Origin of the sequence: Mycobacterium sp. SMC-2, assembly GCF_025263485.1 — a bacterium.
GTDB lineage: Bacteria > Actinomycetota > Actinomycetes > Mycobacteriales > Mycobacteriaceae > Mycobacterium.
Window position 1 is genome coordinate 1,685,394 of the sequence record NZ_CP079863.1, and the last position, 20,520, is coordinate 1,705,913.

The 20,520-nt window shown below is 68.6% G+C and carries 21 protein-coding genes and 1 pseudogene; 10 read left to right on the forward strand and 12 right to left on the reverse strand.

Features of this window, described 5'->3' with window-relative positions:
* The first annotated feature begins 3 nt into the window (after positions 1-3).
* From KXD96_RS08005 to KXD96_RS08015, 3 genes and pseudogenes are all read left to right on the forward strand, one after another.
* A complete protein-coding gene (locus tag KXD96_RS08005) occupies positions 4-1,023 on the forward strand; it encodes a 3-oxoacyl-ACP synthase III family protein (RefSeq protein ID WP_260744046.1) in 1,020 nt (339 codons plus the stop codon).
* A pseudogene (locus KXD96_RS08010) lies at positions 1,023-2,064 on the forward strand (pyridoxal phosphate-dependent aminotransferase); the annotation flags it as partial. The gene KXD96_RS08005 and the pseudogene KXD96_RS08010, both read left to right, overlap by 1 nt.
* Positions 2,065-2,075: 11 nt before the next feature.
* Entirely contained in the window at positions 2,076-2,582 is a 507-nt protein-coding gene (locus KXD96_RS08015; RefSeq protein WP_260744048.1) for a MarR family transcriptional regulator, read from the forward strand.
* Between the two features lie 100 nt (positions 2,583-2,682).
* On the opposite strand, the gene mmsB is transcribed toward KXD96_RS08015, so the two are convergent.
* The 4 genes from mmsB to KXD96_RS08035 all read right to left on the reverse strand — a co-directional run bounded on the left by mmsB (position 2,683) and on the right by KXD96_RS08035 (position 7,222).
* On the reverse strand, positions 2,683-3,558 hold the full coding sequence (gene mmsB, locus KXD96_RS08020; RefSeq protein ID WP_260744049.1) for a 3-hydroxyisobutyrate dehydrogenase: 876 nt from the start codon (positions 3,556-3,558) through the stop codon (positions 2,683-2,685).
* 10 nt (positions 3,559-3,568) lie between these two features.
* Positions 3,569-4,729, reverse strand: a complete 1,161-nt coding sequence (locus tag KXD96_RS08025; protein WP_260744050.1) for an acyl-CoA dehydrogenase family protein — start codon at positions 4,727-4,729, stop codon at positions 3,569-3,571.
* 8 nt (positions 4,730-4,737) lie between these two features.
* Entirely contained in the window at positions 4,738-6,258 is a 1,521-nt protein-coding gene (locus KXD96_RS08030; protein ID WP_260744051.1) for a CoA-acylating methylmalonate-semialdehyde dehydrogenase, read from the reverse strand.
* A gap of 85 nt (positions 6,259-6,343) precedes the next feature.
* Positions 6,344-7,222 carry an SDR family oxidoreductase gene (locus KXD96_RS08035; protein WP_260744052.1) on the reverse strand — a complete coding sequence of 293 codons (879 nt, stop codon included), beginning with the start codon at positions 7,220-7,222 and terminating at the stop codon, positions 6,344-6,346.
* An 85-nt stretch (positions 7,223-7,307) separates the two neighbouring features.
* Between KXD96_RS08035 and KXD96_RS08040 the strand changes: the two genes are divergently transcribed.
* From KXD96_RS08040 to KXD96_RS08070, 7 genes are read left to right on the forward strand one after another with little or no spacing between them, the layout of a single operon-like run.
* Positions 7,308-7,880 (forward strand): TetR/AcrR family transcriptional regulator, encoded by a 573-nt coding sequence (locus KXD96_RS08040; RefSeq protein ID WP_260744053.1) that lies wholly within the window; start codon positions 7,308-7,310, stop codon positions 7,878-7,880.
* Positions 7,881-7,900: 20 nt separating this feature from the next.
* Positions 7,901-9,316: an NAD(P)-binding protein gene (locus tag KXD96_RS08045; protein WP_260744054.1), complete on the forward strand. Its 1,416-nt coding sequence runs from the start codon at positions 7,901-7,903 to the stop codon at positions 9,314-9,316.
* A 45-nt stretch (positions 9,317-9,361) separates the two neighbouring features.
* A complete protein-coding gene (locus tag KXD96_RS08050) occupies positions 9,362-9,910 on the forward strand; it encodes an RNA polymerase sigma factor (protein WP_260744055.1) in 549 nt (182 codons plus the stop codon).
* Positions 9,907-10,608: a Rieske (2Fe-2S) protein gene (locus KXD96_RS08055; protein ID WP_260744056.1), complete on the forward strand. Its 702-nt coding sequence runs from the start codon at positions 9,907-9,909 to the stop codon at positions 10,606-10,608. Before KXD96_RS08050 ends, KXD96_RS08055 begins: the two co-directional genes overlap by 4 nt.
* Positions 10,609-10,638: 30 nt before the next feature.
* Entirely contained in the window at positions 10,639-11,031 is a 393-nt protein-coding gene (locus KXD96_RS08060) for a cupredoxin family copper-binding protein (RefSeq protein WP_260744057.1), read from the forward strand.
* Complete coding sequence (locus tag KXD96_RS08065; RefSeq protein ID WP_260744058.1) at positions 11,028-11,948, forward strand: metallophosphoesterase; 921 nt, start codon at positions 11,028-11,030, stop codon at positions 11,946-11,948. Before KXD96_RS08060 ends, KXD96_RS08065 begins: the two co-directional genes overlap by 4 nt.
* Entirely contained in the window at positions 11,945-12,337 is a 393-nt protein-coding gene (locus KXD96_RS08070; RefSeq protein WP_260744059.1) for a hypothetical protein, read from the forward strand. The genes KXD96_RS08065 and KXD96_RS08070 overlap by 4 nt, the downstream gene beginning before the upstream one ends.
* Here KXD96_RS08070 and KXD96_RS08075 read toward each other — a convergent pair.
* The 8 genes from KXD96_RS08075 to KXD96_RS08110 form a co-directional block, all read right to left on the reverse strand.
* Positions 12,294-13,421, reverse strand: coding sequence for an acyltransferase (locus tag KXD96_RS08075; RefSeq protein WP_260744060.1), 1,128 nt, complete (start codon positions 13,419-13,421; stop codon positions 12,294-12,296). The genes KXD96_RS08070 and KXD96_RS08075 overlap by 44 nt on opposite strands.
* A gap of 3 nt (positions 13,422-13,424) precedes the next feature.
* Entirely contained in the window at positions 13,425-14,507 is a 1,083-nt protein-coding gene (locus tag KXD96_RS08080) for an acyltransferase (protein ID WP_260744061.1), read from the reverse strand.
* A 104-nt stretch (positions 14,508-14,611) separates the two neighbouring features.
* Positions 14,612-15,739, reverse strand: a complete 1,128-nt coding sequence (locus KXD96_RS08085) for an acyltransferase (RefSeq protein ID WP_260744062.1) — start codon at positions 15,737-15,739, stop codon at positions 14,612-14,614.
* An 81-nt stretch (positions 15,740-15,820) separates the two neighbouring features.
* Positions 15,821-16,972, reverse strand: coding sequence for an acyltransferase (locus tag KXD96_RS08090; protein ID WP_260744063.1), 1,152 nt, complete (start codon positions 16,970-16,972; stop codon positions 15,821-15,823).
* Positions 16,973-17,142: 170 nt separating this feature from the next.
* A complete protein-coding gene (gene rfbC / locus KXD96_RS08095) occupies positions 17,143-17,751 on the reverse strand; it encodes a dTDP-4-dehydrorhamnose 3,5-epimerase (protein WP_260744064.1) in 609 nt (202 codons plus the stop codon).
* A 1-nt stretch (position 17,752) separates the two neighbouring features.
* Positions 17,753-18,748, reverse strand: a complete 996-nt coding sequence (rfbB, locus tag KXD96_RS08100) for a dTDP-glucose 4,6-dehydratase (RefSeq protein WP_260744065.1) — start codon at positions 18,746-18,748, stop codon at positions 17,753-17,755.
* 26 nt (positions 18,749-18,774) lie between these two features.
* The gene (locus tag KXD96_RS08105) at positions 18,775-19,641 is read right to left on the reverse strand and encodes an LLM class F420-dependent oxidoreductase (RefSeq protein ID WP_260744066.1); all 867 of its coding nucleotides are present in this window, start codon (positions 19,639-19,641) and stop codon (positions 18,775-18,777) included.
* A gap of 21 nt (positions 19,642-19,662) precedes the next feature.
* On the reverse strand, positions 19,663-20,505 hold the full coding sequence (locus KXD96_RS08110) for an LLM class F420-dependent oxidoreductase (RefSeq protein WP_260744067.1): 843 nt from the start codon (positions 20,503-20,505) through the stop codon (positions 19,663-19,665).
* Between the last annotated feature and the right edge of the window lie 15 nt (positions 20,506-20,520).

Below are 20,520 nucleotides of genomic sequence, written 5' to 3' on the forward strand. Positions count from 1 at the left end.
AACATGAGCCAGCCGCGCGTCAGCCTGATCGACGTGTCCACCTATCTGCCCGGCGAGCCGATCGGCGCCGACTACTACGCGCAATTCGCCGAATCCGACGACCTGCGCGAGAACGTCATGTTTCGCGCGCCGAAGTTTCGCCATCACGTCGGGCCAAACGAGAGCTCCATCGACATGATCGAACGCGCGGCCCAGGGGCTGATCGAGCGGCACGGCCACGATGTCATCGAGGGCGCCGACGTGCTGATCACCCACACCCAGGTGCCCGACATGGCTTTCTACGGCCAGGGCGGCGGCATCGCGCACCGGCTGGGCATGCGGCCGTCCTGGGTGCTCGACCTCAACAACGGCGGCTGCGCGGCATTCGTGTTGGCGCTCAACGTGGCTCGCAAACTGCTGGCCTCCGGTTCCGGGCACACCGCGCTGATCGCCATCGCGCAGAACGCGGCCGGCCAATTCTTCGATCAGCCGACCATCCGCCGCAAGGCGCAGTCCGCGGTGCCCGGCGACGGCGCGGCGGTGGGCCTGGTCACGCTGGGCGACCGATCACCCATCCTCGACGTCGAGTGCCGAACCTACGGCGAGTACGCCGGAGAGATGACGCTGTCCTACGACCCGCCCCGCAAGTGGTGGCAGGCCGGGCCGGGGGAGGGCAGCATCGGCTTCACCGAAAGCAAGATCACCAAGGTGCTGGCCCGTGGCAACCGGCAGGTCCCCGAGGTGGCGCTGGCGGTCTGCGACCGGATCGGGCTGCCCGCCAAGGACATCGACCTGTTGGTCACCAACCAGCCGAACCGCGTGTTCCTGCGCAACTGGCGTGAGGCGCTCGAGTTGCCCCCCGAACGGCATCGAGACACCTTCGACGAGTGCGGCAATCTGTTCGGCGCCGGGATCCCGGTCAACCTGGACCGTGCGATCTCCGACGGTCGCCTCGGGGCCGGTGACGTCATCATGATGGCGGCGTTCGCCCATGCCGGCGACTTCGCCGGCGCGGCGGCGGTGCGCTGGGGCGGGCGGGACTGATGCACCCCCCGGTGGCCGGCGACATCTCCGACGGGTTGCCCACCGCGGTGGACCCGCTCGCGCTGGCGCTCAACGAAAATCCGTACCCGCCACTGCCGGCGGTGCGGTCGGCGTTGATGCGGTCGGTGCACGCCATCAACCGCTACCCGGAGTTCCTGCCCGAGAGGCTGCGCGGCACGATCGCCGACCACATCGGGGTGCCCGCCGAACAGGTGGTGCCGGGCGCGGGCGCGACGGGAGTCGTGCTGCAGGCCCTGCAGGCGCTGACCGCTCCGGGGGACACGATCGCGATGGCGACGCCCACCTTCGACGGCTACCCGATCCTCGCGCGGATGGCGCGGCTGACGACGCGGGCGGTTCCCCTGGACGAGCACGGTCACCACGACCTCGACGGGCTGGCCCGCGCCGCCGCCGGCGCCCGGGTGGTGGCGCTGTGCCGGCCGCACAACCCCACCGGAACGATCGAGTCCGCGGCCGCCGTTTCGGCCTTCCTGCGCCGTGTGCCGCGCGACACCGTCGTCCTGCTCGACGAGGCGTACATCGAGTTCACCGCGCCAGAGCACCGCATCGCGGTGTCGGCGTTGGTAGCCCGCTTTCCCAATGTGGTGGTGGTGCGGACCTTCTCCAAGGCGTACGGCCTGGCGGGGCTGCGGATCGGCTACGGGGTGGCATCGCGGGAGCTGGCCCGCACCCTGTGGTCCCAGCAGCTGCCGTTCGGCACCCCGATCACCAGTTTGGTCGCGGTCGCCGCCTCGTACGGCGCGGAAGACCAACTGCTGCAACGGGTCCGGCTGATCAACTCGGAACGCTGCTACCTCCGGATGCGCCTGAGCGCGATGGGGATCTACACCACCGACGCGCACGCGAATTTCATGTATCTGCCCCCGAGGGGTGGGCTGTGGCATGAGGCGTTCGCCGACGGTGGCCTGCGGGTGCGGTGCTACCCGGACGGCGGTGCGCGGATCACCGTGGGCAACCGCGCCTCGACGCTGGCGGTGCTGTCCGCGTTGGGGAAAGGCCGCGCTCGCGCGCCAAGTGCGGTATGAAGGGGCGTGGCTGCCTCACGACCGCGCAAGCGTGACCCGATCGCCGCGGCGCGCGACAACTGGGAGCGGTCCGGTTGGGCCGACGTGGCGCCGGGAATGGTCGCGGTGACGTCGGTGATGCGCGCGCATCAGATCCTGCTGGCGCGCGTCGAGACGGCGTTGCGCCCCTACGACCTGAGCTTCTCCCGCTACGAGTTGCTGCGGCTGCTGGCGTTCAGCCGCACCGGCGCGCTGCCGATCACCAAGGCGTCCGACCGGCTGCAGGTCCATGTCACCAGCGTGACCCACGCGATCCGCCGGCTGGAGGCGGACGGACTGGTGCAGCGGGTGCCGCACCCCACCGACGGGCGCACCACGCTGGTGCAGATCACCGACCTGGGCCGCTCCACCGTCGAGGACGCCACCGTCACGCTCAACGAGCAGGTGTTCGCCGACATCGGGATGTCCGCCGCCGAATCGGAAGCCTTGGTGTCATCCATCGAAACGCTGCGGCGCAACGCCGGCGACTTCTAAAAGATTGAACGCGAGAAAGGCCATCGTTCGCCGAACGTGTACTGAGTGCGATTTTTCGCGCCATATTTCGCAGTGAGTACACGCTCGGCGCACGGTGATGTCAGCCGTCGCGCAGCATCTCGATGACCGCGCTGAAGTCCTTGTCGGCGTGGTCGGCCGCGAATTTGGCGTAGATCTCGGCGGCGTGCCGGCCCAGCGGCGCCGCCGAGCCCGTCGACGCCACCGCGTCCATGGCCAGGCCCAGGTCCTTGTTCATCAGCGCGGTCGCGAAACCCGGCTTGAAGTCGTTGTTGGCCGGCGACGTCGGAACCGGGCCCGGCACCGGGCAGTTGGTGTGCACGGCCCAACAGTTGCCGGTCGCCCCGGTGATGACGTCGAAGAGGGACTGCGCCGAAAGCCCGAGCTTCTCGGCCAGCACGAACGCCTCGCCGACGGCGATCTGCTGCACCGCCAGCACCATGTTATTGCACACCTTGGCGGCCTGCCCCGCCCCGGCCGCACCGCAGTGAATCACCTTGCCCGCCATGGGTTCCAGCACGGGCCGGGCGCGCTCCAGGGCGGCGGCGTCGCCGCCCACCATGAACGCCAGCGTCCCGGCGACGGCGCCCTTCACCCCGCCCGAGACGGGCGCGTCCAGCTGCGAAACCCCGTGCGACTCCGCGAGCGCGTGCACCTCGCGGGCGTCGTTCACCGAAATCGTCGAGCTGTCGACGAACAGGGCGCCCGCCTTGGCGGCCGGCAAGACGTCGGCGTAGCAGCGCTTCACCAGCTCGCCGTTGGGCAGCATGGTGATCACCACGTCGGCGCCGGCCACCGCGTCGGCCGCGCTGTCGAACGTCGTGACCCCGTTGCCGGCCGCGGCGGCGACCGCAGCGGGCACCGGGTCGAACCCGCGCACGGTGTGGCCGGCGGCCACCAGGTTCGCCGACATCGGCCCGCCCATGTTGCCCAGGCCGAGAAACGCGATGCTCGTCATGGTCGCCTTTCTACGCGCTCGCACGCACTCGCGCGGCCTCGGCCCGGCCGACGACCACCCGCATGATTTCGTTGGTCCCCTCGAGGATGCGGTGCACGCGCAGGTCGCGAACGATCTTCTCCAGACCGTACTCACGCAGGTAGCCATAACCGCCGTGCAGCTGCAGGGCCTTGTCGGCCACCTCGAAACAGGTGTCGGTGACGTAGCGCTTCGCCATCGCGCACAGCTCGACCTTGTTCGGGTCGTCGTTGTCCAACGCATCCGCGGCCCGCCACAACATCATTCGCGACGTTTCCAGCCCGGTGGCCATGTCGGCAAGCGTGAACCGGATGGTGGGCTCGTCGAGCAGGGCCTTGCCGAACGCCTCCCGCTCCCGGACGTAGGCGGCCCCCTTGTCGAAGGCGGATTGGGCGCCGCCCAGCGAGCACGCCGCGATGTTGAGCCGGCCGCCGTTGAGGCCGTTCATGGCGATGCCGAAACCGGCGCCCTCGCCCTCCGGGCCGCCCAACATGGCCTCGGCGGGCACCCGCACGCCGTCCAGGATCACCTGCGCGGTGGGCTGGGCGTGCCACCCCATCTTCTCCTCCAGGGCCCCGAAACTGAGCCCCGCCGTGCCCTTTTCGACGACGAAGGCCGAGATGCCGCGCGGGCCATCGCCGCCGGTCCTGGCCATCACCACGTAGACGTCCGAGGCCCCCGCGCCGGAGATGAACTGCTTGACGCCGTCGAGGACGTAGTCGCCGCCCTCCCGGACGGCGCGGGTGCTCAACGCGCTTGCGTCCGACCCGGCGCCGGGCTCGGTGAGGCAGTAGCTGGCGATGACGTCCATCGAGGCCAGCCGCGGCACCCAGGCCTTGCGCTGTTCGGCGGTGCCGAACTTGTCGATCATCCACGCGCACATGTTGTGGATGGACAGGAATGCGGCGGTGGTCGGATCGGCGATGGCCAGCTGCTCGAAGATGCGGACCCCGTCGAGCCGGCGCAGCCCGCTGCCGCCGACGTCCTCGCGGCAATAGATCGCCGCCATGCCCAGCTCGGCCGACTCGCGCAACACGTCGGTCGGAAAGTGTTTGGCGGCATCCCATTCCAGGGCGTGCGGGGCGAGGCGTTTGGCGGCGAACGCGGCCGCCGTCTCGGCGATGACCCGCTCGTCGTCGTTGAGGGTGAACATTGTGGTTTCTAATCCATTGTGGGAATGACGAATTCGGCGCCGTCCTTGATGCCGGACGGCCACCGCGACGTCACGGTCTTGGTCTTGGTGTAGAACTGGATCGACGCCGGTCCGTGCTGGTTGAGGTCGCCGAAGCCGGAGCGCTTCCAACCGCCGAAGGTGTGGTAGGCGACCGGCACCGGGATCGGGACGTTCACGCCGACCATGCCCACCTGCACCCGGGACACGAAGTCGCGGGCCGCGTCGCCGTCGCGGGTGAAGATCGCGACGCCGTTGCCGTACTCGTGCTCGGACGGAAGCGCCACCGCTTCTTCGTAATTCTTGGCCCTCACGATGCACAGCACCGGCCCGAAGATCTCGTCGGTGTAGATCGACATGTCGGGGGTGACGTGGTCGAACAGCGTGGGGCCGATGAAGAATCCGCCCTCGAGGTTGGCGTCACCGAAGGTCAGGTCGTCGCTGGCGCGCTCGCGGCCGTCGATCACCAACTCGGCGCCCGCCGCCACACCCTGGCCGATGTAGTCGCGCACCCGCGCCAGGGCGGCCTCGGTGACCAGCGGACCGTAGTCGGCCTTGGGGTCGAGGCTGTGGCCCACCCGCAGGTTGTTGATCCGGTCGATGAGCCTGGCGCGCAGCCGGTTTGCGGTCTGCTCGCCGACGGGGACCGCCACGCTGATCGCCATGCACCGTTCACCGGCGCTGCCGTAGCCGGCGCCGATCAGCGCGTCGACCGCCTGGTCGAGGTCCGCGTCGGGCATCACGATCATGTGGTTCTTGGCGCCGCCGAAGCACTGTGACCGCTTGCCGTGCGCCGCGGCCCCGGCGTAGATGTACTGGGCGATGTCGGAGCTGCCGACGAAACCCACGGCCTGGATGTCGGGGTGTTCCAGGATGGCGTCGACGGCCTCCTTGTCGCCGTGCACGACCTGGAAGACGCCCGGCGGGAGGCCCGCCTCCAAGAAGAGCTCGGCCAGCCGCACCGGGACCGACGGGTCGCGCTCGCTCGGCTTGAGCACGAACGCGTTGCCGCACGCCAGCGCCGGCCCGGCCTTCCACAGCGGGATCATGGCCGGGAAGTTGAACGGGGTGATGCCGGCGACCACGCCCAGCGGCTGGCGCAGCGAGTAGACGTCGATGCCCGGGCCGGCGCCTTCGCTGTAGTCGCCCTTGAGCAGGTGCGGGATGCCGATGGAGAACTCGATGACCTCGATCCCGCGCTGGATGTCGCCGCGCGCGTCGGGCACCGTCTTGCCGTGCTCGAGGGACAACAGCTCGGCGAGCTCGTCCATGTGGTCGTTGACCAGTTCGATGAAACGCATCATCACGCGGGCGCGGCGTTGCGGATTCGTCGCCGCCCAACCCCTTTGGGCCTCGACCGCCGAGGCCACCGCGGCGTCGATGTCGGCCTTGCTCGCCATCGGCACCTGCGCCTGCACCTCGCCGGTGCTGGGGTTGAACACGTCGGCGGTGCGGGCGGACTGGCCGGCGGTGCGCTGCCCGTCGATGAAGTGGGGGATTTGTCTGGTCATGGTGTCCTCGGGTTGGTACGCACGTGAGAGGCGGATACTTGGATATCCTAGTAACTGTCGACGGGCGCCGCAAGGACACCTGGTGTCACGCCGGGTAATTGCCCGCCTCCAGGTCCGCCAGCAGGCTCGGATGAGTGGGCCGCCAACCGAATCTCTCGCGGGTCAGCTCGCTGGACGCCGGCTGGTCGACGGCGAAGACGGCGCCGAAGAAACCGAAATCCTCCGCCGGGACCGCGGCAGTGGGCACGTTGAGCCCGCGCCCGATGGCTTCGGCGAGTGCGCGCATCGGGTCGCCCTCATCGGCGACGGCGTGCGCCACTGTGCCCGGTGTCGCCTCCTCGAGAACCAGACGAAACAGCCGCGCGGCGTCGAGGACATGCACGGCCGGCCAGCGCTGGCTGCCGTCGCCGACGTACCCGGATACCCCTGTTCGTCGCGCGGCCTCGATCAGCAGGGACGCGAACCCATACGGGCCGCCTTCCCGGTGGACGGACCGGGGGAGGCGTACCACCGCCGACCGCACGCCCTTCGCGGCCAATTCCAGAGCGGCCGCGGCGTTTCGGCCGCGCCCGCCGACGGGTCCGTCGGTCGGCATCGAGTCGCGTTCGGTGGCGGGACGACCGGGGACGGCGGGCGTGCCCGAGGCCATCACGAACGGCTTTCCGCTTCCCTGGAGCGCGGCGCCGAAAGCCTCGACGGCGCCGGCCTCCTGGGCGACCGCCTTCTCGAAATCGTCGAAGTGCAGGAAGGCGAGATGAATGACTCCGTCGGAATGGGCGGCGCCCTCGCGCAGGCTGTCCGCGTCGTCGAGATCCCCGCGCAGCACGTCGGCTCCCAGGGACTTGGCGGCCCGCGCCGACGCGTCCGAGCGAGCCAGCGCGAGGACCTCGTGGCCCGCGTCGACGAGTTCGGGGACGACCGCCGAGCCGACCCCGCCGGTGGCACCGGTGACGAAAACCCGCATGAACGACTCCTTCGAGTGATGGGACTTATGTCTCATCACGCTACCAGAGTGATGGGATAAAAGTCTCATCACCTACGATGGCGGGATGCCACGATGGGAACCGGATGCCCGGGCGCGGCTGGTCGCCGCCGCGCTGCAGCTGTTTTCCGAGCAGGGCTACGACCGGACCACCGTGGCCGAGATCGCCGATCAGGCCGGCCTCACCAAGAGCACGTTCTTCCGGTATTTCCCCGACAAGCGCGAGGTGCTGGCGGCCGGTCAGGAGACCCTGGCGCGACTCCTGACCGACGGCATCGCCTCGGCGCCCGCGGATGCGAGCCCGCTCGCCGCGGTCGCCGCCGGACTTCAGCGGGCGGCCGGGCCGATGACACCGTTCAACCGCGAACTCGGCCCCCGGCTGCAAGCCGTCATCGCCAGCAGCACCGAGTTGCAGGAGCGCGACGCGCTCAAGCAGGTCGGCCTCGCCGCGGCCATGGCGTACGCGTTGCGCGCGCGGGGGGTACCGGCCCGGGCGGCGGCCCTGGCGGCCGAATTGGGGGTGCTCGCGTTCAAGGAGGCCTACGCCGAATGGCTTGCCGCGGACGATGACCAGGACCTCGCCGAGATGGCTTGCAAAGCCTTGAACGACATTCGCGCCGCGGCGGCCGACCTCGGCTGAGCACGCTAGCCTCCAGGCGTATGCACACCATCGAGGCCGACTACCTGGTGGTCGGCGCGGGCGCCATGGGCATGGCGTTCGTCGACACGCTGGTGTCCGAAACGGACGCGCGCGTGGTGCTGGTCGACCGCAACCATCAGCCGGGCGGGCACTGGACCACGGCCTACCCGTTCGTGCGCCTGCATCAGCCCTCGGCGTTCTACGGCGTCAATTCGCTGGCCCTGGGCAGCGGCTCGATCGACCAAATCGGTTGGAACAAAGGGCTTTACGAGTTGGCCACCGCCGGCGAGGTGTGCGCCTACTACGACCATGTGATGCGCCGGCAGCTGTTGGCGAGCGGGCGGGTCACCTACTTCCCGATGAGCGAGTACCGCGGCGATGGCCGCTTCACCACGCTCGCGGGCGACGATTACACCGTCAGCGTTGCGCGCCGCATCGTCGACGCCACCTACATGCGGGTCACGGTGCCTTCGATGCGCCCGCCGCCCTACGAGGTCGGGCCCGGCGTTACCTGCGTGCCGCCCAACGACCTGCCGAAGCTCGGCGCGCACGAGCGCTACGTCGTCGTGGGCGCCGGCAAGACCGGCATCGACAGCTGCCTGTGGCTGCTGGACCAGGGCATCGCGCCGGACCGGCTGACCTGGATCATGCCCCGCGACTCCTGGCTGCTGGATCGCGCGACGATGCAGCCCGGAGCGTTGTTCGCCGACGTCGTCAAGAACAGCTTCACCGCGCAGCTGCGGGCCATCCGTGACGCCACGTCGGTCGAGGACCTGTTCGCGCGGCTCGAGGACGCCGGCCTGCTGCTGCGAATCGATCCGGCGGTCCGCCCGACCATGTACCGCTGCGCGACCGTCACCCGGCTGGAGCTCGAGGCGCTGCGGCGCATCGGCGACGTGGTGCGAATGGGTCACCTGTTGCGCGTCGACGCGGACCGGATGGTCCTCGACGGCGGCACGCTGGCACGCGACGGCCACGCCCTGTACATCGACTGCACCGCCGACGGCGCCGAAAAGCGGCCGGCGACACCCATTTTCGGCCCCGGCCAGATCACGCTGCAAAGCGTGCGCGGGTGTCAACAGATCTTCAGCGCCGCGCTGATCGCCCACGTCGAAGCCGCGTACCACGGCGACCCGGTGAAAAACGGGCTGTGCGTGCCGTTGCCGCATCCCGACACCGACCTGGACTGGCTGCGGCTGGCGCAGGCCGACTACGCCAATCAGCTGCGCTGGCTCGACGACCCGGAGCTGACCGCCTGGATGTCCGCCGCGCGGCTGGACCTCTTCGGGCACCTGATCGGCCACCTGCTGCCGACGGCGGCGGCGAAGCCCCGGGTACGGGCGCGCCTTCTGGGCATCGCCAAGTCGGTGTTCTCGTCCACCGCCACCAAACTCGACGAGCTGCTCAGTGAACAAACCTCACTCGCCGCACCGTGATACCCGGTGTAACCCGACTCGATATTCATCGGGTGGAGGAGGCACGTGGCGGCACCGAACGAACCCGTCGGACGGCCGCTGCGCGCGGTGCCCGACGGCGGCTTTGACGACGGCTATCCCGACTGGGAGGCCGTGTACTCCGACAACGCGTCCTGGGTGTATCGCACGCTGTTCGTGCGGGTCGGCAACCGGGCCGACGCCGAGGACCTGACCGCCGAGGTCTTCCTCGCCGCGCTGCGGCCGCTGCGGCTGACCGCGAGCGCCGGCGAGGTGCGCGCATACCTGCGGGTCACCGCGCGAACGGTGCTGGCCGCGCATTGGCGGGAGACCCTGGGGCGGGAGATAACCTCGATCGACGACATCGAGCAGCCACCGCAGAGCGACGAAGCGATCAGCACCGCGCCCCAACGTGTCGCCCGGGTTCTCGACAACCTGCCGGACCGCTACCGGCACATCCTGGAACTGCGCTTCCTGCAAGGCCATTCGATCAAGGACTGCGCCGCCGAACTCGGGGTCAGCGTCGCCAACGCCAAGGTGCTCCAGCATCGCGCGCTGCGGCTGGCGGCGCAGCTCAACGAGGGGAGCCCGCCATGAACGCGCGAGGGTTACACCGTTACGTCGACGACCTGCTGCGGGGCCGGCGGCCCAGGCCGTTCGCCCCCGACGACTTCGAGGCGGCGCAACTGCGCACGGCGATCGAATTGCGCGCGGCCGGGCGCAGGGGCGAGGCCCCCCGCCCGGAATTCCTCGACGACCTGCATCGTCGCCTCGCCGAGCAGATGTCCGACGCGCGAGCAGAAGCGGCGCCGAAGCGCAGCAGCACCCGCCGCCAGGTGATCGTCGGCACGTCGGCAGCCGCGGCCGCCGCGGTCACCGCGGTGTCCATCGACCGCGCCCTGCTCACCGGTCAGACCGGTGGGGTCCCCGCCGCCGACGGCGCGCCGCTCACACCCAACGCCGGCACCTGGCAGCGGGTGGCGGCCAGCTCACAGGTGCCCGACGGGGCGATGCATCCCTTCGACCTCGGTTCGGTCAGCGGATTCGTCCGCCGCGTCGACGGCAAGCCGCAGGCCGTCTCCGGGGTGTGCACCCACCAGGGGTGCCGGCTCTGGTTCGACGCGCCCGACGACACCTTGCGCTGCCCCTGCCACTCGACGTCGTTCTCGCCCAGCGGGCAGGTGCTCACCCATCAACTGCCGATCGCACCGAAGCCGTTGCCGCCGTTGCTGGTTCGCGAGGCCGGCGGCGTCATCGAGGTGTTCGCGCCCGCGCGTCCCGACCAGCCCGCCTGAGCGGTGTAACGCGCCGCCCTATTCCCGGGCATGAAGTTTGCAAAACTTTCGGCGGCCGCGCTGGCCGCCGCCGCGTTGCTGGCGGGCTGCTCGGCTTCGCGGCCCGCCACCGGCTCCGGTACCGGCGCGCCCATGGGCCCTGTGTCCGCGACCGCACCGGCGGCTCCGCTGAGCGGCGACCGGATCGACATCGACGGCTTCGCGTTCGCGCCCGCCACGTTGACCGTCGCGGCGGGCACCACCGTCACGTGGACCAACCGCGACGAAGAACCGCACACCGTGGCCGCGAGCGACGGTTCCTTCCGCTCACCCGGGATGGGGACCGGGGCCACCTTCACCCACACCTTCACCGACGCCGGCACTTTCGACTACGTCTGCTCGATCCACCCGATGATGCGCGGAACCGTGGTGGTGACGCGATGAACCCGAATATGAGTCGCCGCCAGCTGATGCGGCACACGGCGTGGTTCGGGGCCGCGGTCGGGTTCGCCGTGGTCGGCGGCGAGGTGATCTCGCACGTCGCCGGCACGAGCGCGGCCGGGCGCACGCACGCCCGGCCCACCCTGAGGTTCGCCCAGATCAGCGACAGCCACATCGGCTTCACCGGGGCGCCCAACCCCGACGTCGCCGGCACTTTCGGGCGCGCGATCGACCAGGTCAACAACCTCGGCTACACACCGGATTTCGTCGTGCACACCGGAGACCTCACGCACCTGTCCAGCCCCGCGCAGTTCGACCAGGTGAAGCAGATGATGACCGCCTTGAAGGCGCCGCATGTGTTCACCGTCCCCGGGGAGCACGACTCGGTCGACGACGCGGGGCGAAAGTACCGAAACGCCTTCGGCAAGGGATCCGTCGGTGACGGCTGGTACAGCTTCGACATCGCGGGCATTCACGTGATCGCGCTGGTCAACACGTTGAACCTGCACAAGCTCGGGCATCTGGGCGCCGATCAGCTGGAGTTCGTCGAGAAGGACGTCGCGCGGTTGTCCAGCGATACCCCCATCGTCGTTTTCAGCCACATCCCGTTGTTCGCGATGTACCCGAATTGGGGCTGGGGCACCGACGACGCCACCCAGGCGCTGTCCTACCTGCGCCGGTTCTCGTCGGTCACCTGCCTCAACGGGCATGTGCACCAATTGTTTTCCAAGACGGAGGGCAACGTGACGTTCTACAGCGGGACGACGACCGCATACCCGCTGCCGCGGCCCGGCGACGGGCCCGCGCCCAAGCCGGTCACGCTGCCGGCTGGCAAGCTTCGCTACGCGCTCGGCATCCGCGAGGTGAGTTACACCAGGGGTGAGACCGCCCTGGCGTTGAAAGATCAGGCCCTGCAATGACTCTTCTGCTCCGTGTCGGCCTGGCCGCCTCGTTGGCCCTCGGCGCCGCCAGCCATGCCTACCTGTATGTCCATGGCTACCGACACATCCCGGACATCGGCGCCGCATTTCTGATTCAGGCCAGCGCCTCGGTCGCCATAGCTCTGCTGATCCTGCTGGGCGGTCCCGGATGGCTCCGCTGGGCAGCGGCCGCCGTGGCGGGTGGTTCGCTGGCTGCGTTCCTCTTATCGAGAACGGTTGGGCTTCTTGGCTTTTCGGAGCGGGGCTGGGACCCCGCACCACACGCCGCGATCGCCGTTGGCGCCGAGGTGCTGACGGTGCTGTTGTGGGCGGTGGATCTGGCGACTAGGCGGGATCGGGAACCCCGCCCGCCGGCTTATCGGGGATGAGGTCGACCGCGTCGGCGGCTTGTTCGGCGGCGGGCTTGGCGGCTGCCCACTTCGTCAACAGCCGAGACTTGAGTGACATCGCGGGCTTCTCGACCAGGAACCAGCTCAGCGCGGCCACCGGCAGTGTGGCCATCGTCGAAACGACTGCGTGCACAACCGGATTCGGTAGGCCATCCCACGAGATGACCAGCACCTGCTGGATCGGGAAGGCGTAGACGTACACGCCATACGACAGGTCCGTACGTAGTCTCAGGCGCTTGCTCTGCAAAAGTGCACCGGAGGTGATGATGGCGTACGCGAGCGGAATCCCACCGAGTAGCCGGTAATGGGGGAGCAGGGTGCCGCCCAACGCAACGACGACAGCGCTCAACCCGACGAGCCACCACCGGGCGGGAATCTTGTCCCGCCACTGGTAGAGCAACGCCCCGGCGGCGAACATGACCGCGAAACGCGCGGTTGCAGCCGCGATCTGGCCGGCCAGCGGCTGGCCCAGCTCGAGGGGGGCCGAGAAGGCCTCGCCGACCACCGCCACGGCCAAGATCGCGGGGGAAACCCACCGACGGTTGGCGAGCCCGGCCTTGCCGATGGCGGCGACCGCCGCGTAGCAGCCCAGCTCGAAAATGAGCGTCCACAGCGAACTGTTCCAGCTCCCCGGATATGGGACGTTGCGCGGTGTCCCGCCGACGTCGCCCTTGAGCATCACCACCCCGATGTTCATCGCGACGTACTCGACGGGCGCGGAGGACAGCAGGAGCTTCAGCGCCGCACCTCCCTGAATCGCCACGCCCAGCGGGGCGATGACGAACGCTGTGATGACCAGGCAGACGTAGTAGCCGGGAAGGATGCGAAGGGCCCTGGCGACGGAATAGTCCCGGAGGTGGGGGTGGCGGAGCCAGCTACCGGTGATGAGAAACCCGGAAACGGCAAAGAAGCCGTCGACGCCCCCGGCGGCAATGAATCGCGCGCCCGTCCATTCGTGGCCCGTGAGGATGAAGGAGTGTCCGACGATCACCGAGGTCGCCAGCGTCAACCGCCATGCGTTGAGAGCGTTCTTGCGCGGATCGAACGCTTGCCCGAGGTTCATGATTCACCTCGAGGCTGCCGCAGCGTGATCGTCGTCGTCGGAGCGGTACGCCCATTTTTGTTTGAGCCGGCGTTTGAGAGCCATCGAGGGCTTCTCGATCGCAAACCAGCTCGCCGCGGCCAGCGGCAGGGTGCCGAGGGCGCTGAGGGCGAAGAACAGAAATGGATCCAGGGTTGCCAGCCCGCAGACGGCCAGCATCTGCTGAGTGGGGAAGGCGTAGATGTAGACGCCGTAGGACAGGTCCGTGTGTAACCGCAGCCGCTTGTGGCGTAGCAGCGCGCCCGAGACGATGACCGCGTACGCCAGCGGAAGGGCGGCGACGACCCGGTAATCGGGCAGCAGGCCGGCCGCGAAGACGATGACCACGCTCACCGCGACGAGCGACCAGCGCGCCGGGATCACGTCGCGCCACTGGTACATCACCGCTCCGGCCGCGAACATGATGGCGGAGCGCACGGCGAGCTGAGGGATGGTCCACACGCCCGGGAAGGTGAGCGGCGGCAGCTGGGTGGCCGCCAACACGCCCACCGCCAACATCACAGGGGAAACCCACCGCCGGTTGGCGAGTCCGGCCAGGCCGATGCCGGCAACGGCGAGGTAGCACATCACTTCCCAGAACAGCGACCACAGGGAGGCGTTCCAGACGTAGGAATTCGGGATGCCGTGCGGGGTTCCGCCGACATCGTGCTGGAGGTAGGCCACGCCGATGTTCTTCAGGACGTACTCGATCGGCCCGGTCGAGCCCAGCAACTTCATTGCGGACCCACCCTGAATGAGCACGCTCACCGGTGCGAACACGAACGCCGTCACGACCAGGCAGACGTAGTAACCGGGCAGGATGCGCAGGGCCCGGGCAGCGAGATAGTCACGCACTCGCGGGTCGGTGAGCCAACTCCTGGTGATCAGGAATCCCGAGATCGCAAAGAAGCCGTCCACACCCACCGAGAAGAAAACCTGGAGGATCGCCGCGGGCGGCATGCGGCCGGTGGCCGGCCAGGAGTGCCAGAGCATCACCTCGGCCGCCAGTACCAAACGCAGCGCGTTGAGCGCATTCTTCCGCGGATCGAATACCTGCCCGAGGTTCATTGGCCTCCGCCCACATCGCCCCCGAGCCGTCCGCGGCATATTACGTCACGCGGCCGGGCGCGTGTCGGGCTTTTTATCAATTCGGATCGACCCGCAATCGACAGCTAGGCGCTGCCCGGGGCGGCCTTGGGGGCGCGCCGGTCGGCGACGAGGTCGCCCGGACGATCGTCGCCGGCTTCGGCGGGCGGAGCGGCGCTCCACTTCTGCCTGAGCCGGCGTTTCAGGGACATCGAGGGCTTTTCGATGACGAACCAACTCAGGGCGGCCAGCGGCAGCGTGGCGAGGGCCGCGATGAGGAAGAACACGGCTGGGTGCAAAGCCGCGAGCCCGCAGACGGCCAGCAGCTGCTGGGTGGGGAAGGCATAGATGTACACGCCGTACGACAGGTCCGTCCGCAACCGCAGCCGCTCGTGGCGGAGCAGGGCACCCGAGACGATGACGGCATACGCCAGGGGAAGGGCGGCGACGACGCGATAGTCGGGCAGGAAGCCGGCCGCACCGACGATGACCACGCTGACCGCGACCAGTGACCAGCGGGCGGGGATCACGTCGCGCCACTGATACATCACCGCCCCGGCGGCGAACATGATTGCCGAACGCGCCGCCAGTTGCGGGATGGTCCACACACCGGGGAAGGTCAGCGGCGGGAACGCCAACGCCGCGCAGACGGCCACCACCAACAGCACGGGAGAAACCCACCTGCGGTTGGCCAGCCCGATGACGCCGATGAGGGCAACGGCGAGGTAGCACAGCAGTTCCCAGACGAGGGACCACAGCGACGCGTTCCAGGTGGGCCCGATGGGCGCCCCACTCAATGTGCCGGCGATGGACGGCTGGAGGTAGGCCACCGCGCCGTTTCTCAGTACGTACTGGACCGGCGCGACGGACTGCAGCAGCTTCATCGCCGACCCGCCCTGGATCAGCACGCTCAGCGGCGCGAACACGAACGCCGTTACCACCAGGCAGACGTAGAAGCCGGGCAGGATGCGCAGGCCCCGGGCGGCGAGATAGTCACGCAGTCGCGGGTCGGTGAGCCAACTCCTGGTGATCAGGAACCCCGAGATCGCGAAGAACCCGTCGACCCCCACGGAGAAGAAGAGCTGGAGGATCGCCGCGGGGGGCATGTGGCCGGTGACGGGCCAGGAATGGAAAAGCATCACCTCGGCCGCGAGCGCTAACCGCCACGCGTTCAACGCATTCTTGCGCGGATCGAATACCTGCCCCAGTTTCATCGGACTCTGACCGTCATGCCTCGCCCCCCGTCGTCCGCGTCATCCTATCGACCGAACGCGCCCGGCGAGGCGGGTTTGCGGCTAGGCGGTGCCCGGAAGCTCGGGTGGCAACGCGGCCTCGTGGGCAGGCAGCGTTATCGCGGTTTCGTCCTGGTCCTGGGGGGCGAGGGATCTCTTTTTGAATCGACGTTTGAGGGACCGCGCCGGCTTCTCGATCAGGAACCAGCTCGCCGCCGCCAGCGGTAGCGTGGCCGCGGCGGTCACACCGGTGAACAACAGCGGATTAAGGGTGATCAGCCCGCAGACGAGCAGCAACTGCTGGGTCGGGTACGCGTAGATGTACATGCCGTAGGACAGGTCCGTACGGAGTCTCAGGTGCTTGTTGCGGATCAGCGAGCCCGACACGACCACGGCGTAGGCCAGGGGCAGGGCGGCGACGACCCGGTAGTCGGGCAGCGAGCCGGCCGCGAGCACGATGACCGCGCTCACCGCGACGAGCGACCAGCGGGCGGGGATCACGTCGCGCCACTGATACAGGAACGCGCCGGCCGCGAACATGATGGCGGTGCGGAACGCCAGGAAAAGCAGGGCGGAGCGCACGTCACCCTCGTGCTGAGTCAACACGTCGGGGAATTTCAGCGGCGGCATCATCATCGCCCCGGCCGTCGCCACGACCAGGAACGCGAGGGAAACCCACCGGCGGGTGGCGAGCCCGACCACGCCGATGACGGCGACGATGAGGTAGCACATCACTTCCCAGATGAGGGACCACAGGGACGCGTTCCAGACGCCTGCACTCGGAATCCCGTGCGGTGTGCCGCCGATATCGAACTTCACCAGCGCCACGGCGCTGTTCTTCAACACGAAGTCCAGCGGGGCGCCCGAAGTGATGAGCTTGCCAGGCGAGCCGCCTTGAATCGCCACGCTGAGAGGGGCGATGACGAACGCGGTCACCAGCAAGCAGACGTAGAACCCGGGCAAAATGCGGAGCGCGCGAGCGGCGAGATACTCGCGGAGGCGCGGATTGCTGAGCCAACTCGCGGTGATGAGAAACCCCGAGATGGCGAAAAACCCGTCCACCCCGATGCAAAGAAGTAGTTGGAGAACCGCCCGGGCCGACGGGACGTGTCCCCTGATGGGAAAGGTGTGCCAGAAGATCACCTCGCCCGCCAGTGCCAGCCGCCAGGCGTTCAGCGCATTATTTCGCGGATCGAAGGCTTGCTCGAGTTTCATTCGCCTCCCCCAGTAGGCCGCACTGCGCTATCGCGCCATCGTATCCTCACCGAACACCAGAGAAAGCTGGTTTGCGGTACCTACGGTACCGCTGGGTGGCAAATGGCCGGTCGGTCCATAGCGGCCTGAGAAGCCGGCCGAGAAAGAACTGCAATTGCCGGTGTGCGCGCTTATTTGTTGCGCATGCCGTCAATGAACGTCCGCGTCTCCTCAAAGCTGGGCAAAAGCCCGGCGGCGCGAACTTCTTCGAAGCCGGGCGCCGCGGCGTCACGCTCGGACAGGGTGGGGGCGGCGCCGTTGACCAGCGGCCAGTCCACCCCGATCGCGGGGTCGGTCGCGCAAATGGTGTGCTCGCGTTGCGGGTTGTATTCGGCCGAGCACAGATACATCACCGTCGAATCGTCCTGCAAGGAAAGGAAGCCGTGCCCCAGGCCTTCGGAAAGATAGATCGTCCTGCGGTCCTTGTCGTCGAGCAGCACCGAATCCCACTGGCCGAATGTCGGTGAACCCTCCCGGATATCCACCACAACGTCGAACACCGAGCCGCGCACGCAGGTCACGTATTTCGCCTGGCTCGGCGGCAGTTGGGCAAAGTGCAAGCCGCGCAACACGCCGGCGGCCGAGACCGAACAGTTCGCCTGCCGGACATCCAAATGGTGACCGGCGAACTCGGTGAACGCGTGGTCGGTAAGCCATTCGAAGAACAAGCCACGGGAATCGCCGTGAATGGTGGGGGTGATCTCCCAGGCGCCGGGAATGGCGAGTTCGCGAACTTTCATCTCACTGACCACGCTCTTCGTAACGGGCTTCCGCGGCGTCCTTCAAAGGGCGCCACCACGATTCGTTGGCACGGTACCAGTCAATGGTGGCGCCCAAGCCCTCTTCGAAATCGGTATGCTTTGGCGCCCAAGACAGTTCGTCACACAGCAGCGACGGGTCGATGGCGTAGCGCAGGTCGTGGCCGACGCGGTCGGGCACGTGGTCGAAGTCGTCGGGTTCGCGACCCATCATCTTCAGCAGCGTGCGCAGCACACTGAGGTTGTCGCGTTCGCCCTCGGAGCTGATCAGGTACGTGCGGCCGATTTCGCCCTTTTCCAGGATGCGCCGCACGGCGCTGTTGTGGTCGTCGACGTGGATCCAGTCGCGGACGTTGGCGCCGCTGCCGTACAGCTTGCACCGCCGGCCGGTCAGGATGTTGGTGATCTGGCGCGGGATGAACTTCTCGACGTGCTGGTACGGCCCGTAGTTGTTGGAGCAGTTCGAGATCGTCGCGCGCACACCGTACGAGCGCACCCAGGCCCGGACCAGCATGTCGGCGCCGGCCTTGGTGGCCGAGTACGGGCTCGACGGGTTGTAGGGCGTCGACTCGGTGAATCGGGTGGGGTCGTCGAGCTCCAGGTCGCCGTAGACCTCGTCGGTCGAAATGTGGTGCAGCCGTACGCCGTGCCGCCGGACCGCTTCCAGAATGGTGAACGTGCCGACCACGTTGGTGTGCAGGAACGGCGCCGGGTCGTCCAGCGCGTTGTCCACGTGGCTCTCCGCGGCGAAGTGCACCACCGCGTCGGACTCGGCGACCAGCCGGAAGACCAGCTCGGCGTCGCAGATGTCGCCCACCACCAGCCGGATCTCGTTCTCGACGTCGGCCAGCGACTCCCGCCGGCCGGCGTAGGTCATGGCGTCCAGCACCGTCACGGAGTCTTCGGGGTGCTCGCGGACCGTGCTGTGCACGAAGTTCGCGCCGATGAACCCAGCGCCGCCGGTGACCAGTAACCGCATGGTCAAACCCTAACCGAGCGGATCGGTCAGCTTGCGGGAGTCAGCCCCAGCGGCCCGGCCAGTTCGCTCAGCGCCGAGATGAGCGCGTCGTCGTCCCCGCTGTCCAGCACCTGGACGGCCACGTGGTCGGCGCCCGCGTCGAGGTGCTCCTTCAACCGGGCCGCGATCGCCTCCGGCGTGCCGTGGGCGACCACCGCGTCGATCAGCCTGTCGCTGCCCGGCTTGCGCACGTCGGCTTCGGTGAACCCGAGCCGCAGCCAGTTGTTCACGTAGTTGCTCAAGTCCAGGTAGAAATCCGCGTACCTGCGGCCGATGGCGCGGGCTTCCTCGGCGTCAGTAGTCAGCACCACCTTGTGCTCGGGCGCCAGGAACACGGAGTTCCCGACCAGTTCGCGGGCCTTGGCGGTGTGTTCCGGGGTGGTCAGGTACGGGTGCGCGCCGGCGCTGCGCCGCGCCGCCAGCCGCAACACGCGCGGCCCGAGCGCCGCGAGCACCCGGCGGCTGGTCGGCACCATCGCGGCGTCGAGCTCGTCGAGGTAGGAGACCAGCGCGTCGTACGGCTTGACGTACCCCTCGGTGTGCTCGGTATGCCCCACCCCGATTCCCAGCAAAAACCTTCCGGCATGGGCCTTTTCGATGCGTTTGAAGGACTCGGCGACGGCGCGCGCGGGCGCGGTCCAGATGTTGACGATCCCGGTGGCCAGCTGCAGCGATGTGGTCCGTTCCAGGGCGGGTTCCACCCACGCCAGCTCGGCGTCCGGCGAACCGCCGATCCACGCGGCGCCGTAGCCCAGCGACTCGATCCGTGCCGCCAGTTCGGGGGTGACGGAGCGGTTGGGTAGCCATACACCGAACCGGCCAAGGTCGGGTTTGAGCGCTACTGCCCCGGTCATCTACCTGCTCATGTAGGTCTGCTAGCTCAGTCCGAGCGGCCCCGCCAATTCGGCCAACGCCGGCACCAGGTTTTCATCCTTCGTCAGGACCTGCACGGGCACGTGGTCGGCGCCCGCGTCGAGGTGCTCCTTCAACCGGGCGGCGATCGCCTCGGGCGTGCCGTAGGCCACCACCGCGTCGACCAGGCGGTCGCTGCCCGGCTTGGTGACTTCCTCGTCGGTGAAGCCGAGCCGTTTCCAGTTGTTGCGGTAGTTGGCGAGCTGGAAATAGATGTCGAGCGCCCTGCGGCCGACCGCGCGGGCCTTCTCGGGGTCGGTGGTCAGCACCGCCTTGTGCTCGGGCGCCAGGAACGCCGACGGGCCGATCAGCTCGCGGGCCCGCGCGGTGTGCTCGGGGGTGGTGAGGTACGGGTGCGCCCCGGCGGCGCGCTCCGCGGACAGCTTGAGCACGCGCGGGCCCAGCGCGGCCACCACCCGGCGGTTGGCGGGCACCCCGTAGTCGTCGAGCTGCTGCAGGTACTCGGCCAGCGCGTCGTATGGCTTGCGGTATTCGGCGTGCGCCTCGGGGTGGCCGACGCCGATGCCCAGCAGGAAGCGGCCGGGGTAGGCCTTGTCGATGCGGTGGAAAGACTCGGCCACCGGCTTGGCGGCCGCCGTCCAGATGTTGACGATGCCCGTGGCCACCTGCAGGGTGGTCGTCGCTTCGAGGATGGGCTCCACCCAGGCCAGCTCGGCCGGCGGCGACCCGCCCACCCACACGGCACCGTAGCCCAGGGCTTCGATGTCTTTGGCTTGTTGGGGCGTCACGCCGCGTCCGAACGATCCGAACCGGCCGAGATTGGGCTTGCTCGCTGCATCGGTCATGGTTGTTCCCAACCT

Coding starts and splice junctions, on each gene's coding strand:
- KXD96_RS08105 (WP_260744066.1), bottom strand. CDS start 19,641: ATGACCGGGGCAGTAGCGCTCAAACCCGACCTTGGCCGGTTCGGTGTA.
- KXD96_RS08060 (WP_260744057.1), top strand. CDS start 10,639: ATGAAGTTTGCAAAACTTTCGGCGGCCGCGCTGGCCGCCGCCGCGTTG.
- KXD96_RS08080 (WP_260744061.1), bottom strand. CDS start 14,507: ATGAACCTCGGGCAGGTATTCGATCCGCGGAAGAATGCGCTCAACGCG.
- KXD96_RS08070 (WP_260744059.1), top strand. CDS start 11,945: ATGACTCTTCTGCTCCGTGTCGGCCTGGCCGCCTCGTTGGCCCTCGGC.
- KXD96_RS08075 (WP_260744060.1), bottom strand. CDS start 13,421: ATGAACCTCGGGCAAGCGTTCGATCCGCGCAAGAACGCTCTCAACGCA.
- KXD96_RS08085 (WP_260744062.1), bottom strand. CDS start 15,739: ATGAAACTGGGGCAGGTATTCGATCCGCGCAAGAATGCGTTGAACGCG.
- rfbC (WP_260744064.1), bottom strand. CDS start 17,751: ATGAAAGTTCGCGAACTCGCCATTCCCGGCGCCTGGGAGATCACCCCC.
- KXD96_RS08035 (WP_260744052.1), bottom strand. CDS start 7,222: ATGCGGGTTTTCGTCACCGGTGCCACCGGCGGGGTCGGCTCGGCGGTC.
- KXD96_RS08055 (WP_260744056.1), top strand. CDS start 9,907: ATGAACGCGCGAGGGTTACACCGTTACGTCGACGACCTGCTGCGGGGC.
- mmsB (WP_260744049.1), bottom strand. CDS start 3,558: ATGACGAGCATCGCGTTTCTCGGCCTGGGCAACATGGGCGGGCCGATG.
- KXD96_RS08065 (WP_260744058.1), top strand. CDS start 11,028: ATGAACCCGAATATGAGTCGCCGCCAGCTGATGCGGCACACGGCGTGG.
- rfbB (WP_260744065.1), bottom strand. CDS start 18,748: ATGCGGTTACTGGTCACCGGCGGCGCTGGGTTCATCGGCGCGAACTTC.
- KXD96_RS08040 (WP_260744053.1), top strand. CDS start 7,308: ATGCCACGATGGGAACCGGATGCCCGGGCGCGGCTGGTCGCCGCCGCG.
- KXD96_RS08005 (WP_260744046.1), top strand. CDS start 4: ATGAGCCAGCCGCGCGTCAGCCTGATCGACGTGTCCACCTATCTGCCC.
- KXD96_RS08025 (WP_260744050.1), bottom strand. CDS start 4,729: ATGTTCACCCTCAACGACGACGAGCGGGTCATCGCCGAGACGGCGGCC.
- KXD96_RS08030 (WP_260744051.1), bottom strand. CDS start 6,258: ATGACCAGACAAATCCCCCACTTCATCGACGGGCAGCGCACCGCCGGC.
- KXD96_RS08045 (WP_260744054.1), top strand. CDS start 7,901: ATGCACACCATCGAGGCCGACTACCTGGTGGTCGGCGCGGGCGCCATG.
- KXD96_RS08110 (WP_260744067.1), bottom strand. CDS start 20,505: ATGACCGATGCAGCGAGCAAGCCCAATCTCGGCCGGTTCGGATCGTTC.
- KXD96_RS08090 (WP_260744063.1), bottom strand. CDS start 16,972: ATGAAACTCGAGCAAGCCTTCGATCCGCGAAATAATGCGCTGAACGCC.